The following is a 15,664-nucleotide window of genomic DNA, read 5'->3' as shown; positions in this document are numbered from 1 at the left end:
CTATTATCTACAAACTACTCACTAATTTCTATCCATCATTCATAGAAACCAAAAACTCTTCATTAGATCTAGTTTTCCGAATTCTGTCTTTCAGGAACTCCATTGCTTCCACCGGATTCATATCCGCCAGATAGTTACGTAATATCCAGATACGATTCATAGATTCCTTATCCATCAGCAACTCTTCACGACGGGTGCTGGAAGCATTGATATCCACAGAAGGATAGATACGTTTATTGGAAAGTCTGCGATCAAGCTGAAGCTCCATGTTACCAGTACCTTTAAACTCTTCGAAGATCACATCATCCATTTTGGAACCCGTATCGGTAAGGGCCGTCGCCAGAATGGTTAATGAACCTCCACCTTCAATGTTACGGGCTGCACCGAAGAAACGCTTGGGACGATGCAAAGCATTGGCATCCACACCACCGGAAAGCACCTTTCCGGATGCAGGGGACACAGTATTATAAGCACGCGCCAGTCGGGTAATGGAATCCAAAAGAATTACCACATCGTGTCCACATTCCACGAGGCGTTTGGCTTTTTCAAGCACAATATTAGCAACTTTCACATGACGATCAGCAGGCTCATCAAAAGTAGAAGAGATCACTTCAGCCTTCACACTTCGTGCCATATCGGTAACCTCCTCCGGCCGCTCATCGATAAGCAGAATCATCATGTAAACCTCAGGATGATTGGAAGCAATGGCATTGGCCACATCTTTCAGAAGGACTGTCTTACCTGTTTTTGGCTGAGCCACAATCAAACCGCGCTGTCCCTTACCAATCGGGGCGAACATATCCACAATTCTTGTGGATATATTACTGAAAGGACCTTCGGAAAGATTGAATTTCTGATCAGGAAACACAGGCACCAGGTGATCAAACGGGACACGATCACGCACAAAATCAGGCGTACGTCCGTTAATTGATTCAACCTTTATCAGGGGGAAATATTTTTCACCCTCCTTGGGGGGACGAATACTTCCTTCCACGGTATCACCAGTTTTCAGTCCAAAAAGCTTAATTTGCGACTGAGAAACATAAATATCATCAGGGGAGTTAAAATAGTTGTAATCAGAGGATCTCAGAAATCCGTATCCATCAGGCATGATTTCCAGCACACCTGCAGCAGACACAATGCCTTCAAACTCAAAAGCCTTATCGTTAAAGTTCTCCTGTTGATTTTGCTTATCCTGATGCTTACGCTGATGCGGATGTGGCTGTTTCTCGCGCTGCTGCCACTTACCCTGCTGCTTACGAGGCTGTTGCTGATCGGCTCGCGAATGGTCATTTTTGGGTGACTGACTCTGCAAAGGGGCAGTATTCTGTCTGCCCTGATCGCCCTTTTCATGCTCAGCACCTTTATTTACTTCACTTTTCTTATCAACAGATCCGGCATGTTGAGCCTTCTCTTTCTGAGCAACCGGCTTTTGCTTTTCATTGGATTCTTCAGATTTTTCATTCCGGTGTTGCTGAGGAGCCTTTTTGACATCTTCCCTTTTAACATCTTCCCTTTTGGGTTCCTCTTTTTTGGGTTCCTCCCTTTTTACTTCAGGCTGATTTTGATCGGCGTTGCGACCTTCAGCTACTTTTTTAGGGGGACGCCCGCGTCTGGGACGTTTTTCATTCTTAGCAGCCTCTTCATTTTTCTTAGAATTCTCAGGTTTCTTTTTTCTTTCAGACTCCTGAATAGCCTGCTCATCCAGGATTCTGTAGATCAAATCCTGTTTTTTAAACGATTCTACACGTCTAATACCAAGATCTTTGGCTATTTGACGTAACTCAACAAGTTTCTTGTTGTTTAATTCGAGAATATCAAGCATATATATACACTTATAACTTTTAATAAGTAATTTGGATTTTTAAATTATTCGAACTTTGTCTATCAGATAAATTTAAAACTGTAACACAAAGATAAAGAGTGGATTAATTTTCTTAAAGTAAATACCGGGAACAACGAACGAATGGTTGCCCGGGACGGCTTATTATTTTGCAAACATACATTATTAATTTATAATGTGCAAATATTCTGTTTTTACCTGGTTTATTCGTAAGTTTTCGTTGTGAGATGTTGAAATGCCAATACATTCAGGCAACTGCAGATAAAATTGATAAAAGAAATAGTAAACTATTTTCAAGTCACTTTTATTGAGGACGCCTGAATTTAGCGGGTAGTTAAACATCGTAAAAGATAATTTATGAAACGAAGTTCGACGAAGTCAATAATCCAGGTTTAACGTTTCTAGAATTAATTAATCAAAAAATGGCATGTAACTAAACACCCAATAAAGATTTTTGTTAATATTACAATCCCTAAACAGTGAACCAGGTTTTATGAGACAACTGAAAATAACCAAACAAGTTACCAACCGGGAATCCCCTTCACTTGACAAGTACCTTCATGAGATAGGGAAAGTTCAATTGATAACCGCCGAAGAAGAAGTCGCCCTGGCAAAAAAAATACGACAGGGAGACGAAAAAGCACTTGGAGAACTGATCAATGCCAATTTACGCTTTGTCGTCTCCGTTGCCAAGCAATATCAAAATCAGGGACTGAGCCTTCCGGATCTCATCAATGAAGGTAATCTCGGATTAATCAAGGCCGCCCAGAGATTTGATGAAACCCGCGGATTCAAATTCATCTCCTATGCGGTTTGGTGGATTCGTCAGTCCATTCTTCAGGCGCTGGCAGAACAGGCACGTATCGTACGACTGCCACTCAACAAAATCGGAAGTGTCAACAAGGTAAACAATACCTTTTCCCGATTGGAACAGGAATTTCAGCGGGAACCCACCCCGGAAGAGATTGGGGATATACTGGAAATGGCTCCTAAGGACGTGAAAGAAGCGCTCAAAGTCTCAAACCGTCACATTTCCATGGATGCTCCGCTCAAACCCGATGAAGAAAATACACTTTACGATGTATTACTGGCCTCCGACTCAGTGAGTCCGGATGCAGAGTTGCTGGATAATTCTCTGAAAAAAGAGATTGAAAGGTCGCTATCGACTTTATCATCCCGAGAGGCTGACATCATCAAGTTGTATTACGGCCTTAATGGTGAACCTCCATACTCACTCGAAGAAATTGGAAAGCTTTTTAATCTCACCAGAGAAAGGGTACGTCAAATCAAAGAAAAAGCCATCAAACGCCTGAAACACACCTACAGAAGCCGCATTTTGAAGAATTTCATTAATGATGACTGACAGGAGTTGAGAGTTGGGGGTTTTGAGTTGGGAGTCGTTTTAAAAATATTGGTGTCCGCTTAATAAATTGAGATTGCTTCACTACATTCGCAATGACGGGCCTTTGCAGGATTTTGAGGGCGTACCTTTGTACGTCTTTTACTTTTTACAAACACATCAAACAAGCTGGATAATGAAAAAAATGGTTGCGCCATCGCTGCTTGCGGCAGATTTCTCCAATCTTTCCAAAGACATTGAAATTGTCAATCAGAGTGAAGCAGACTGGTTTCACCTTGATATCATGGATGGGGTATTTGTTCCCAATATTTCATTTGGCATTCCTGTGGTGGAAGCTGTAAAAAAACATGCAAAAAAACCATTGGATGTCCACCTGATGATTGTTCAACCTGAAAAATACATCACCGCATTCCGGGATGTGGGTGCAGATCTCCTCAACGTGCACTATGAGGCAAGCCCCCATTTGCACCGCACCGTTCAGGAAATTCACAACGCCGGCATGAAGGCGGGTGTGACCCTCAATCCCCACACACCGATATCATTACTTGAAGACATCATTGAAATGGTTGATTTGGTATTGATTATGTCTGTCAACCCGGGATTCGGTGGTCAAAAATACATCGAAAATACCTACAAGCGCGTAGAACAACTAAGAAACCTCATCGACAAGAAAAACAGCAAAGCGCTGATTGAAGTGGATGGCGGAATATCTACTGACAATTCGGCACAACTATACAAGGCCGGAGCTGACGTTTTGGTATCGGGGAGTTTTATTTTTAAATCGGATAACCCGGTGCAGACGATTTCTGAATTGAAGAAGTAATGTATTTCTCTTGGGAAACGATAAAAAGGCATTATCTTTGCAGTTCTGAATTTACTACCAATACCAAAGGGGCTGACATGGAATTGACAGTGAGGTAAAGTGGTAAGTAAGCATGCCGAGCGTTGTGTAGCTGGCTCGTAAATCCCAGGACTCAAACTTTTTAACTGGCGAAAACAATTACGCTCTTGCTGCGTAACCGAATAACAGTAGGTTATGCTTAATCCCGGTCCTAGGGACCGGGACGAGACATCTTCCGGATGCCGTCGTTTCGGGGCTATCCGATCAGAAGGTGCAGGTAAACCGAAACTAGTCTTTGGCCCGCTCCGTGCCTTAGGCGAAATTAAGGAGATAAGGTCTTGTTCGGGTGTCGCTACCCTCGCCTGACCCGACAATCAAGAAGCGACTAAGCATGTAGAAAGCTTATGGCTTCCTTGTCTGGACCGGGGTTCGATTCCCCGCAGCTCCACGAAATCACTTTTTTAACATTTCAAAAACTTTCAGAACCCTTCACAACAAAGGGTTTTGCTGTTTTATAGAATTCCTTCCATTTCATTTTTTTTCTATATTTGCTTCACCAGGGTTTCACCAGTGAAAAGTTTCACAAACAAAAGGAGAAACACCCTTTACTAATTCATTTTCAAATGTCTAGCTCATTTTCTATTAAATTCTACCTGAACAAGAATAAGGGGAAAGGTGAACAGTTTAAAATCTATGGACGACTGATTCACCAACGCAAAAAAAGTGAATTTGCCACCAACTATTACATTGAAGAGGACAAATGGGACGAAGCCAGAGGACGTGCCAAAAGAAACCAGGTCATCAATGATGAACTTTCAGAATTGGAAGCACAAATAAATCGTATCAGAAGAAAACTTTTGGACGATGAAAAACCAATTTCCTCAAGAATAATTGTTGAAATACTAAAAGGAGACCGAAAAGAAAAACGCTCTCTTCTGGAATATACTGATGAGCACATTAAAGAAATAACTCACAAAAAGGAACATGCAGAGAACACTCTTAACCACTACAAAAGTTCCAGAAACATCTATGCGCAATTCATAAAAGACAGATTTAAAAGATCTGATGTTACCATACATTCAATCGACTATGATTTCCTGAAAAGGTTTGACGATTGGATGCTTTCCGATTATACTGATAAATTGGGAAGACATGTAAAAAGAAACACTGTAAACAAGCATCACTCGCGTTTACGGACACTTCTTCACAAAGCCGTAAGAGAAGGCTTCATTCATAATAACCCCTATCGATTGTTTTCACTCAAAAACACTCCTACCAACCGGGCTTTTCTAACCATTGAAGAGGTCAACAACATAAAGTCACTGGATTTCTCCAATAACATTTCACTTGAGCGAGTCCGGGATGTCTTTCTCTTTTCCTGTTACACCAGTTTAAGGTTTTCGGATGCCTTAAATCTAAAACTTGATGACATCATTAATACAGAAGATGGGAAAAGACTGATCTCAATTCAAATGGGCAAAACCAAAGAGAATGTTTATGTGCCAGTAATCCCTCCTACCCAGGAAATAATTGACAAGTATGAAGAAGATCCGGCAAGAAAAGTAGAAGGCTCCATTCTTCCGCGCTATTCAAACCAAAAATTAAATATATATCTAAAGATGGTTGCTACCATGGCTGGCATAAATAAAAAGATGACTCACCATGTAGCCCGTCATACTTTTGCAACTATAGCTCTTAATAGAGGAATGCCGCTCGAAGTAGTCCAGAAAATTCTGGGACATCGTAATATCAGGACTACCCAGATTTACGCAAAAATGCAAACCAGCACATTGGAAAAAGAAATGCAGAAATTCACCTTCTAAAAAATCAACAGTGAAAATAGAAATTATAAAAGGTAAAGAAATAGAATTTATAGAACAAATCAACCTGCTCAAAAATTTAACCAACAATGAACCTCACATCCAACGCCTTATTGATGCCATTTCTTACGACCCGAATAAAGCAGACAGGTTAAAGCATGATGACATTCTTCCTGATATTCAATTCGTAAAAAACATATTTGAACGAATAGACAACCGCAAGAAGTTTAATACAAAAGATGCAGGCAAAAATTATGAATTCTTTACCCGGGGTGATTTCTTTAAGTTTATTCAAACAGAGCATCTCTCCCAGATAATAGGGTTAAAGATATTGTGGGAACTACTTCAAAATATGCACATATCGAATAAAAGAATACGGAATAAAACAGAATTGGCATTCCTTTCGCTTGAAATTGCAGAAGAATACGAAAATCTCTTTCAAAAGAATATGGATGAATATCTGAATTCGCTAGAAATAAGAAAATCTCTGCTCCCCGATTTTCCGATTGAACAGGTAATCAACAGCGAATATTTTTACAATCTTCCTTTTTATATAAATATTGAGGACCATCTGGTTCAGATATCCGATGAAATCCCAAATACAGCAGAAAACATTGAAGATATTCTGGACAATGACACACCCTTATTCATTAACCATGATGGTCGCATCCTCAAAATTTGCAAATCCACTTTTGGCTTCACTATAGAAACAACCTCTGAACTTGGATGCTTAGAAAGCATCTCTGTTAAGAATTTAAAATTTTACTACGGACTTTACATCCCTAATCAAACAGAATCCGGATTTATAAATTCAAACTATCCTCCTTCAGGCCTAAAGCTTTATCGCGTATCTGAAATTGAACAAGTCCCGGAAAGGGCCCAGGCTTTTTACAATGTTGCTGATAAGTTAACAGATGCATTAAATCCGTTTTCTTATGAGCCCAAGGAAGTCAAAAAAGTAAAAAACACGTTCCTTTCACTAATATACCATATAGTTAAATCTGCGTTTGTGGGAAAAAAAGTTTCGGAACATTTAATCCAAACAATAAGCGGATTTATAGCACTGGATATGGGAATTATTGACCTTGACATTGAATACTTACCATCTGATAATTTGAGAGTAAATAATGAAAGTTTAAGAAAAACTGTTAGCTGGGCCATCAAATCAAACAACAAATTAACATCAGACTCTTAGGAAAGTTTTTCAAAAAAGATTGGTTAAGGAAATCTATTTCATTTCAGGAGGGAAGAAAAAAATGTCTGCTGAACCAAATTCGCAGACATGAAAGATTTAGAAACAAATAAAAAACACTTGAAGAATAGTATGGTGTTTTTACCCGCAGAAGAGTATGAATCTCTTTTAGAACTGACCAAAAACATTCACAACATCTTATGTGGTGACCAATCAAGCAAAACTGAAGTATTAGACGAATATATTTCGGAAAAAGATGCAAAAAAGGAATTCGACAGAAAAACCACATGGTTCTGGAACCAACGCCAAAATGGGAAACTACCTTATACTAAAGTAGGCTCCAGGGTGTATTACAAGAAAAGCGATTTGCATAACCTCCTTAAAGTAAATCGTTATGACGGATAACAATAGAAACTACCCAATCTGCAATCCAGCATCTTCATTGGAAGAATTCCTCGTCCGCCGCAGTAAATATATTGCATCCATCGACCAGGACAAGTACAGGTCATTCATTTTGAAAACACAAAAGGAAAACGATTTTCTGTGGGACATACATGATGACATGGCCTTTCTGGTAAACTTTGACCTTCTTATAGATATTCAGAGAGCTATTACCCAAAGTTCAGAGTTTGGTGTTAGTGTTTTGAAAATCTTAATCCCATTAAGCAGGAAAATAGACCTGGGTAATCAGTCTGAACTTAACTTCATTGAAAGGAGTAGGTATGGAAAATAAAATATTTGACGTGTTCCCTTATGACATACAATGCTTTACCATGGAGGCAAAAGAGGGACTTAACCTTCCGGTTGATTTTGTGCTATGTTCTATTCTGTATGCAGCTAGTGTCGCTATCGGAAATACACATCAAGTAAAAGTAAAAAACGGATGGTATGAAGGTTCCAGTCTTTTTATATCAATTATTGGAGAAACCGGGATTGCAAAAAGCCATGCCATTTCACTGGCAATAAACCCACTACTTAAAAAGAATCAGGAATATTACAAATCCTACACTGACGAGCTCAAGGAGTATCAACAGAATCAACTCTCCAAAAGTAAAAATGATGAAGAAAAGGAATTGCTTGAACGCCCAAGACTAAAACAACTATTGCTGGACGATGCAACCATGGAGGCTATTTACCGATCACATCAAGCTAACATTAAAGGAATCGGTGTGTATTATGATGAAATCCTGGGGTGGTTTAATAATATGGGTAAATATAACAAAGGAAGTGATCAGGAAATATGGCTTAAAATGTGGTCGCGCAAACCAGTCATTGTCAATCGTGTTTCCAGTGAACCAATATCTTTGATGGCTCCTCATATAAGTGTTATCGGCGGTATTCAAACAAAACTTATTGGGGAACTTTTTGGCGGAAACCGGAATAAAAACGGCTTCATTGAACGAATGCTTTTGTTAAAACCGGATAACTTGAAAAAGGAAAACTTCCCGGAAAACGATATGCCAATGTCTGCATTAGAAAAATACAGCAATATAATGAACAGGCTTATTGAATTACCAATGAACATGGATAAAGACAATGACATCAACCCCACTATAGTTGATCTGTCAGTTGAAGCTCTTCAGGCCTATAAGATTTTTTTTAATAAGAACGCTGCTATTGTCAACGATCCGGATACCTGCGAAAAAATTAAAGGGTTTTATCCCAAAATAGATACTTACACCATAAGATTTGCGCTAATCCTGCAACTGCTTTATTGGGTTTGCGGGGAAGAACGCAAAGAAAAGATCGGTTTGAGAGCCATGGAAGGCGCTATCACTCTCAGTAATTTCTTTATTAATAACGCAAAATCGGTTATTGAGTATTTGAGGGAACCCGAAAGTTTAACCACTGAACACCGAAAAATGCTTGCTCTCGAACTATACAACAAAAGCAACATGAGTTACAGGGAGATAGGTTCAACAGTCGGAATGAGTCACGAAGCAGTCAGACAATATGTAAATGCAAATCTGATTGACAATTGACAACTGACATCTCAGAGCATACATAATAAAATATTGTTTATCAACACCTTATCAATCAACATCAGATCGAAAGGTTGTCAACACCTCTCCATAGGAAGTGTTAATCACATTGACAAGCAAAACCTCAAGTCAACACTTACAATAATCCAATTATCAAACATCTAACAACAATTTCACAATTTGACAACTGTCAAGTGTCAAAAAAAAATAAGTCCTATGAATGCAAAAATATGCTTAATCTGCGGTAAGGAATTTACCCCAAAACGCTCAGATGCTTCCTATTGCTCAGAAAAATGCAGGGCAAAAGCAAATTACAAAAAACGAGTTGCTGCCAAAGAAAAAACTGAAAGCTATGAAAACATTGAACCATTTACCATGGTACCTGAAATTCAATCCCCTCCACTTAAAGGAGAACTATCCATGGATTCAATGCTTGGTTTTATTGAGAAATCGGAAAATGAGATAAAACGGCTTACCGATGAAATAAATGAGTTAAAATCCCAAAACAACATGCTGGCAAACGATATTTTCACTCTCAAAGAACAGGTAAAAACAACGGGGGAGATAAACATTAAAAAAATTGAGCTTGTGCTAGAGTTAACTGACTCTCAGATATTCAACAATTATTTGAATACCGAATACCTCACTGCAAAGAAAATGGATAAAGCGAATCCGGAAAAACTATTAAAGACTGATTGGGAAATAACCGGATATTCCGGTGAATCTTTTCGCCAACGAATAAACAACTATCGAATGCGACTGAAAAACGAAATTCTTAAATTAGAAGGACAAGCTGATAATATTCAGAACCAAATCCGGAAAACAGAAACACTCATTGTTTCAAATAAAGAGACCATACAGGAGAACATCCAACAAGTGCGGTTTTACCAATCCAGGATTCTCAGATATGAAGGACTTTTAGTAGGGAAATAACCGGAGATTATCGGTTATTTCCCTACTAGAACTTATATGGACCTAACACTTATATTGTCGGTCAAAACACCTTCAGAATTTTTCCTAAAAAAACAATTACAAACATTATTCCCTTGCCAATTCCCCAGAAAATAAAATAAATTAAGCCAAAACTTAATTGCCCTCCGTAAAGAAAGAGTCCAAATAGAAAAACCAAAGCCGAGATCACAGGAATAATCATTATCAAGGATGGAATCCCGGATAATGGCACACCAATATAACTTAAAGTAAAAAATATGCCTGTAATAATTCCGGCAATGCCCCATATTACAACAGCTCTTTTACTTTCAATAAAATCTTCAATCTCATTCGACATTAAACGGACAATTTTAATTGCAGCTACTTAATTTTAGCGTAAATCAAGGAATGAAATATTTTCAAATATCTTAATCACTCTTAACTTTTACCATTTATCTAGTTATTTCTCAAACTTTATTTTCAACCATTGAACAATACTGTAATATAAAAATATGGTAAAAAATGTATCTTGCATTTTAATTAACAAAACAAAAAAATTAAATACCCCAACCATGGAAACTTTCGACATTCCGGTAAATAATATGATGTCAGCTTTTGAAGTCCATCTAAATGATGGTAATGGTGAAAACAACAGAATCCTTTTTTCCGGCCCATTTGGGTGTGGAAAAACTTTCTTCTTGAAAAAGTTTTTTGAGCAAAACAAGCAGCGTTATCGAGCATTCCACTTATTTCCCGTTAATTACCAGGTCTCATCCAATCGGGATATTTTTAAGCTTTTGAAATACGATATCCTCCTAAAACTGATTGAGCATGGTCTGATTAATGATAAAGAGGATGTTTCTCAACTTCAAAGCATGAAGCGATTTATTGGAGGTAACGGGAAAGATGTTGTGTTAGATTTACTGGAAAGTCTTCCGCAAATTGGTGGGTTCATATCCGGAGCAAGAAAACTGAAAGAATTTGTTGTAAAATATAAAGAAGAACAGGTTGCTAATTCAGAGGAAAAATATGTCGAATCTATCATTGATCAGCTGCCGCAAGAGGAAGGTTCAATTTATGAGCTTGATAATCTAACTGGTTTCATCTCTCAAAAACTCAAAGAAAATAATAACTTTCAAAACCTATTGATTATAGATGATCTGGACCGGATTGATCCGGAGCAGATTTTCAGAATCCTGAATTTGTTAACCGCCCATATTGATAATCAAAGCTATTCATCTATTGAGCAAAAGAACAAGTTTGGATTTGATAAAATCATTATTGTTTGCGATGTGGAGAATATACGTCACATTTTTCATGAGAAATACGGACAGAATGTTAACTTCTCCGGTTACATTGATAAGTTTTATTCGAAGAGTATTTTTGAGTATAACATAAGGTCAGAAATAAAAGGTTCTATCAGAGACATTATTAAGCCGCTTATTGAAAAAAATGAAAGAGAAAGAAGGGCTGTTGAATTAATGTACCGTATTTGTGAACCTCTTCTTGAAAAATTCGTAATGGAAGGCGTTTTACAAATAAGAGAATTAGAGAAACTATTTTTGAACCCATCAGAAAAGCTTGATGGCTTTTCCCGGGTCTTTCAGGAGTATCAGGTGCATGAAAAATCATTCGACTATTTTTTTATAAATGGTTTTTTTCTTCATGTATTCAATAAAGAAAATTTAAAACTAGCTAATGCTTTAGATATTTGCTCTGAAAGACCTTCGGGCCATTTGAGCTTAGATGGAGGACCTTTTTCCATGGGATTTTTGTTTGGTCATTTCTTACCATTCATTGGATATTCAAGCTTAGCAACATTAATGAATGAAGGAAGCTCTTTTCAAAGTGGAGGAAAAGTGTTTCATTTTAAGATTAAAATGAATGACCAGGCTTTTGTTCGTGATACTTTTAGTACAATATTTTTTGATAAAGAAACCGGAAACGAAATACCTTACCCAGACATAAAAATAAAGGAGCAAACCATCTTTAAAGCCTGGCGGGAAGCACTCAAAGTCAGTCACAATGTTTAAGTAAAAGAGAATACTTGTTTAATGGGTTAAAAACTCAACCCATTTATCCGTTAAAACAACTATTTTCGCATACCAAAATAACTTCAAAAACAATCTATGATCACCGGAGAACTCAAATCTAAGATAGACCAGATATGGAATACCTTCTGGAGTGGAGGTATTGGCAATACCATCACCATTGTGGAGCAGCTGACCTATCTGATTTTCATAAAAGACCTGGACGAAGCAGAATCGCGTAACGAGCGGAAAGCCAAGCTGGGATTTCAATATAAGCCCATCTTCAATGAAGATCAGCAAAAATTCCGCTGGAAAAACCTAAAGGAGATGGATGTGATGCAGCGGCATCAGATTTTTGCCGACCCGGTGAATGGCATTTTCCCGTTTTTGCGTAATCTGGGTGAAGACCAGAGTGCTTTCAGTGCCCACATGCGTGGTGCTTCCTTTGGCATCAGTAAACCCATGGTTTTGGATGCGGTGATAGAGAAGCTGGAAACCATCGACATGACCAACCAGGACACCAAGGGCGACATCTACGAATACCTGCTTTCAAAGCTTGAAGGTGGCGGTACTTCAGGCCAGTTTCGTACGCCCCGCCACATCATAAAAATGATGGTGCAACTGGTACAACCTTCTCTTGATGATACCATTTGTGACCCGGCATCCGGGACAGCAGGTTTTCTGGTGAATGCCAAAGATTACATCGACCACAATAACGATGTAGTAACCCTTGACAAACATGCCAACCACATCAACAAAGAGATGTTCAACGGCATGGAGTTCGATGCCACTATGCTGCGTATTGCTTCCATGAACCTGTTTCTCCATGGTGTACAGGAACCCAACATCATGGACATGGATGCCGTTAGTAAAGACAATACCATTTCGGATGCTTATTCCCTTATTTTGGCCAATCCGCCATTTAAGGGCACTATTGACAAGGACAGTATTGCACCCGGACTGAAAAACATCACCAATACCAATAAAACCGAGCTGCTGTTTCTGGCCCTGATGCTGCGTATGCTTAAATCAGGCGGTCGCTGTGCAGTCATTGTGCCCGATGGCGTGCTCTTTGGCAGCAACAAAGCCTATAAAAGCATCCGGCAGGAGATTGTGGAAAACAACAAACTGGAAGCAGTTATTTCTATGCCCAGTGGTGTGTTCAAACCTTACGCAGGAGTGAGTACTGCCATTCTAATATTTACCAAAACAGGCAGTGGTGGGACCGATCATGTATGGTTTTACGATATGAAAGCCGATGGTCGCAGTCTGGACGATAAGCGCTCTCTTCTGGTAGATGAAGACATCCTCAATAATCTGAAAGTTCCTGAAAACCTTAGTGAGGGGGAGAAAATCAAGTTACACGAAAACTTTAATTTACCCGACATCATTGCGCGGTACCCCGATAGGGACAATGAAAACCGCGAACGTACAGAGCAAAGTTTCCGCGTTCCCATGGAGGAGATCAAAACCAACGACTGGAATCTCTCCATCAACCGTTACAAAGAGATTGTATATGAGGAAGTGGAATATGAGCACCCCGATGCCATTCTGGATAAGATATCTACGTTGGACAAGGAACGCATGGAGCTGCAACGGAAATTGAAGGAGATGTTAAGTGAGTAATCGCCGCCAGTAAAGTCCTTAGTTTACTGTTCTTTGTCATTCTGATCGTGGTGAAGAATCTCATTGTTAATAATCTATTAGATTACAAGAAACAAGGCCTACCAGGAAAAGCCCCAGTAGTGGGTAACCATTATTAAAAGAAAAAAGAAGAATGATATTTAAAACTTTATCTGATATTTCAGAAGTCATTGCAGGGCAATCACCACCATCAACAAGTTATAATATAACTGGTGAAGGTCTTCCATTTTTTCAAGGAAAAGCCGACTTCGGCCCATGGTTTCCGAAAACCCGCTTTTGGTGCAGCCAACCAAAAAAGATTTCAAACCCCAATGATATTCTAATTTCAGTAAGAGCTCCTGTGGGGCCAACCAATATTAACAAAACTGAAGCCTGCATTGGTAGAGGTCTAAGCGCAATTAGGTGTAATCCTGAGAAACTGTATTTTAAATATCTCATTCATTATTTAAGATGGATTGAGCCACAACTTGCCAATAAAGCCACTGGCTCTACGTTTTCGGCTATAACCCAATCAACATTAAAAAATCTCCAAATCCCCCTCCCCCCCCTCTCCACCCAAAAAAAGATAGCCGACCTGCTCGACACCGCCGATGCACTGCGCCAAAGAACACAGGCCATCATCGACCATTACGACCAACTGGCACAATCACTGTTTTTGGAGATGTTTGGGGATCCGGTGAAGAATCCGATGGGGTGGGAGAAAAAGCCCATGGCGGATTTAATGACAATTCTTAGAGGAGGTTCTCCTCGTCCAATTGAGCACTATCTAGGAGGAACATTCCCATGGATAAAAATTGGAGATGGATCAAAAGGAAATGATATCTATATTACAAAGACCAAAGAACATATAACCAAAGACGGACTTAAAAAAACAAGACTTTTGCCAGATGGAAGTCTTATCTTTGCTAATTGTGGTGTTAGCTTAGGTTTTGCTAGAATAATAACATTTGAGGGTTGTATACATGACGGTTGGTTAGCGTTTTCTGATATAAGCACGGACCGATTGAATAAAATATTTCTATTAAAAGCATTAAACTCAATAACTAGGTATTTCCGCGAAACAGCCCCAGATGGAACACAGCCTAATTTAAACACTTCAATTATGAAGCGTTTTAACTTAATCCTTCCATCTATTTCTCTCCAAAACCAATTTGCAGAAAGCATTGCCCTAATAGAACAACAAAAAGACCTTGCAAAAAAGAGTCTGGAAGGGAGTGAAAATCTTTTCAATGCATTGTTGCAAAAAGCCTTTAAAGGAGAGATAGAGGTAAGTGAAGCTGAAGAAGTGGCGGGGGTTTGAGTGAAATTTTCATTAGGAGTAAAAGGATCACCGGTAAATCAATAAAACCCATACAATATGAAAGACGTTTTAGACGAATACCGAAAGCAGTTCTTCCTTACTGAATACATGCTTTTCTCCGTACAGGCCGGTCTGCAAACAAGGAACAAAAACTATCCAATCTATGATAAGGATAAAATAAATGTTTTCTCCAGAGAAAAAGTCTATGACACCGACAATACGAGTAAATTAAAGTACGATCTTTTCGATCTGCTCAGTGAATATCTGGAAGAAATTAAAACAAAAGGAATAAACGAAGAAAAACACCTTCAGCAGATCATAAAAATGTCTGACCGTATCTCGGAGCTTTACCAAAAATTTTTATTTCAAAACCGGTTTAGAATAGGTATCTCTCAAAAAATCATTAACTTATTTCTGAAATACATGTGGGCTGCAGATGAAATACCCGAACCCTGTCATTGTCCTGTTGACGGAATTGTAAAAAGCCATATCAAAAACCAACTGATTAATTGCAACCTGCCCGATTGGTCTAAATTAGATGACATCAATGATTACAAACAATATATAGATTGTATTCGTGAAATTGCTAAGCGCGACAATCTCTCCATTGCTCAATGGGAGCTCTTCAATTGGAGGAGGAGATAATAACACCTCTACGATAAAAAAGTCATCGCAATCAATGCAAGCAAACTGGCTGAAAAAGGCGGAATGATTAATTGTGT

14 protein-coding genes and 1 other RNA gene are annotated in these 15,664 nt (G+C 38.8%); 13 read left to right on the top strand and 2 right to left on the bottom strand.

Annotation, left to right across the window (positions count from 1 at the left end; genetic code table 11):
* Window positions 1-28 precede the first annotated feature (28 nt).
* On the bottom strand, window positions 29-1,825 hold the full coding sequence (gene rho / locus W7W_RS0104805; RefSeq protein WP_010662702.1) for a transcription termination factor Rho: 1,797 nt from the start codon (window positions 1,823-1,825) through the stop codon (window positions 29-31).
* Window positions 1,826-2,336: 511 nt separating this feature from the next.
* Here rho and W7W_RS0104800 point away from each other — a divergent pair.
* From W7W_RS0104800 to W7W_RS21745, 9 genes are all read left to right on the top strand, one after another.
* Window positions 2,337-3,206: a sigma-70 family RNA polymerase sigma factor gene (locus tag W7W_RS0104800; protein WP_010662701.1), complete on the top strand. Its 870-nt coding sequence runs from the start codon at window positions 2,337-2,339 to the stop codon at window positions 3,204-3,206.
* Between the two features lie 172 nt (window positions 3,207-3,378).
* Window positions 3,379-4,026 (top strand): ribulose-phosphate 3-epimerase, encoded by a 648-nt coding sequence (rpe, locus tag W7W_RS0104795; protein WP_010662700.1) that lies wholly within the window; start codon window positions 3,379-3,381, stop codon window positions 4,024-4,026.
* A 68-nt stretch (window positions 4,027-4,094) separates the two neighbouring features.
* Window positions 4,095-4,495: a transfer-messenger RNA gene (gene ssrA, locus W7W_RS23100) on the top strand.
* Window positions 4,496-4,667: 172 nt separating this feature from the next.
* Window positions 4,668-5,867: a site-specific integrase gene (locus W7W_RS0104790; RefSeq protein WP_010662699.1), complete on the top strand. Its 1,200-nt coding sequence runs from the start codon at window positions 4,668-4,670 to the stop codon at window positions 5,865-5,867.
* Window positions 5,868-5,877: 10 nt separating this feature from the next.
* Window positions 5,878-7,059 carry a hypothetical protein gene (locus W7W_RS0104785; RefSeq protein ID WP_010662698.1) on the top strand — a complete coding sequence of 394 codons (1,182 nt, stop codon included), beginning with the start codon at window positions 5,878-5,880 and terminating at the stop codon, window positions 7,057-7,059.
* A gap of 87 nt (window positions 7,060-7,146) precedes the next feature.
* On the top strand, window positions 7,147-7,461 hold the full coding sequence (locus W7W_RS0104780; RefSeq protein ID WP_025006935.1) for a helix-turn-helix transcriptional regulator: 315 nt from the start codon (window positions 7,147-7,149) through the stop codon (window positions 7,459-7,461).
* Window positions 7,451-7,789 (top strand): hypothetical protein, encoded by a 339-nt coding sequence (locus W7W_RS0104775; protein ID WP_010662696.1) that lies wholly within the window; start codon window positions 7,451-7,453, stop codon window positions 7,787-7,789. The genes W7W_RS0104780 and W7W_RS0104775 overlap by 11 nt, the downstream gene beginning before the upstream one ends.
* Complete coding sequence (locus W7W_RS0104770; RefSeq protein WP_010662695.1) at window positions 7,779-9,038, top strand: DUF3987 domain-containing protein; 1,260 nt, start codon at window positions 7,779-7,781, stop codon at window positions 9,036-9,038. The genes W7W_RS0104775 and W7W_RS0104770 overlap by 11 nt, the downstream gene beginning before the upstream one ends.
* Before the next feature lie 216 nt (window positions 9,039-9,254).
* Window positions 9,255-9,971, top strand: a complete 717-nt coding sequence (locus tag W7W_RS21745; RefSeq protein WP_010662694.1) for a DUF2256 domain-containing protein — start codon at window positions 9,255-9,257, stop codon at window positions 9,969-9,971.
* 61 nt (window positions 9,972-10,032) lie between these two features.
* Here the strand turns inward: W7W_RS21745 and W7W_RS0104760 are convergent, their stop codons facing one another.
* Window positions 10,033-10,326, bottom strand: coding sequence for a hypothetical protein (locus W7W_RS0104760; protein ID WP_010662693.1), 294 nt, complete (start codon window positions 10,324-10,326; stop codon window positions 10,033-10,035).
* Window positions 10,327-10,480: 154 nt separating this feature from the next.
* Between W7W_RS0104760 and W7W_RS21740 the strand changes: the two genes are divergently transcribed.
* The 4 genes from W7W_RS21740 to W7W_RS0104740 all read left to right on the top strand — a co-directional run bounded on the left by W7W_RS21740 (window position 10,481) and on the right by W7W_RS0104740 (window position 15,587).
* A complete protein-coding gene (locus W7W_RS21740) occupies window positions 10,481-12,001 on the top strand; it encodes a P-loop NTPase fold protein (protein ID WP_025006934.1) in 1,521 nt (506 codons plus the stop codon).
* A 96-nt stretch (window positions 12,002-12,097) separates the two neighbouring features.
* The gene (locus W7W_RS0104750) at window positions 12,098-13,624 is read left to right on the top strand and encodes a class I SAM-dependent DNA methyltransferase (protein WP_010662691.1); all 1,527 of its coding nucleotides are present in this window, start codon (window positions 12,098-12,100) and stop codon (window positions 13,622-13,624) included.
* Between the two features lie 151 nt (window positions 13,625-13,775).
* Window positions 13,776-14,942, top strand: a complete 1,167-nt coding sequence (locus W7W_RS22805; RefSeq protein WP_010662690.1) for a restriction endonuclease subunit S — start codon at window positions 13,776-13,778, stop codon at window positions 14,940-14,942.
* 57 nt (window positions 14,943-14,999) lie between these two features.
* Complete coding sequence (locus tag W7W_RS0104740) at window positions 15,000-15,587, top strand: hypothetical protein (protein ID WP_010662689.1); 588 nt, start codon at window positions 15,000-15,002, stop codon at window positions 15,585-15,587.
* Window positions 15,588-15,664: the final 77 nt, after the last annotated feature.

It is taken from the genome of Marinilabilia salmonicolor JCM 21150 (assembly GCF_000259075.1).
Taxonomy (GTDB): domain Bacteria; phylum Bacteroidota; class Bacteroidia; order Bacteroidales; family Marinilabiliaceae; genus Marinilabilia; species Marinilabilia salmonicolor.
Note: the sequence above shows the minus strand (reverse complement) of the source record. Positions and strands in the feature narration are given on the sequence as shown.

Coding starts and splice junctions, on each gene's coding strand:
- rho (WP_010662702.1), bottom strand. CDS start 1,825: ATGCTTGATATTCTCGAATTAAACAACAAGAAACTTGTTGAGTTACGT.
- W7W_RS0104800 (WP_010662701.1), top strand. CDS start 2,337: ATGAGACAACTGAAAATAACCAAACAAGTTACCAACCGGGAATCCCCT.
- rpe (WP_010662700.1), top strand. CDS start 3,379: ATGAAAAAAATGGTTGCGCCATCGCTGCTTGCGGCAGATTTCTCCAAT.
- W7W_RS0104790 (WP_010662699.1), top strand. CDS start 4,668: ATGTCTAGCTCATTTTCTATTAAATTCTACCTGAACAAGAATAAGGGG.
- W7W_RS0104780 (WP_025006935.1), top strand. CDS start 7,147: ATGAAAGATTTAGAAACAAATAAAAAACACTTGAAGAATAGTATGGTG.
- W7W_RS0104775 (WP_010662696.1), top strand. CDS start 7,451: ATGACGGATAACAATAGAAACTACCCAATCTGCAATCCAGCATCTTCA.
- W7W_RS0104770 (WP_010662695.1), top strand. CDS start 7,779: ATGGAAAATAAAATATTTGACGTGTTCCCTTATGACATACAATGCTTT.
- W7W_RS21745 (WP_010662694.1), top strand. CDS start 9,255: ATGAATGCAAAAATATGCTTAATCTGCGGTAAGGAATTTACCCCAAAA.
- W7W_RS0104760 (WP_010662693.1), bottom strand. CDS start 10,326: ATGTCGAATGAGATTGAAGATTTTATTGAAAGTAAAAGAGCTGTTGTA.
- W7W_RS21740 (WP_025006934.1), top strand. CDS start 10,481: ATGGTAAAAAATGTATCTTGCATTTTAATTAACAAAACAAAAAAATTA.
- W7W_RS0104750 (WP_010662691.1), top strand. CDS start 12,098: ATGATCACCGGAGAACTCAAATCTAAGATAGACCAGATATGGAATACC.
- W7W_RS22805 (WP_010662690.1), top strand. CDS start 13,776: ATGATATTTAAAACTTTATCTGATATTTCAGAAGTCATTGCAGGGCAA.
- W7W_RS0104740 (WP_010662689.1), top strand. CDS start 15,000: ATGAAAGACGTTTTAGACGAATACCGAAAGCAGTTCTTCCTTACTGAA.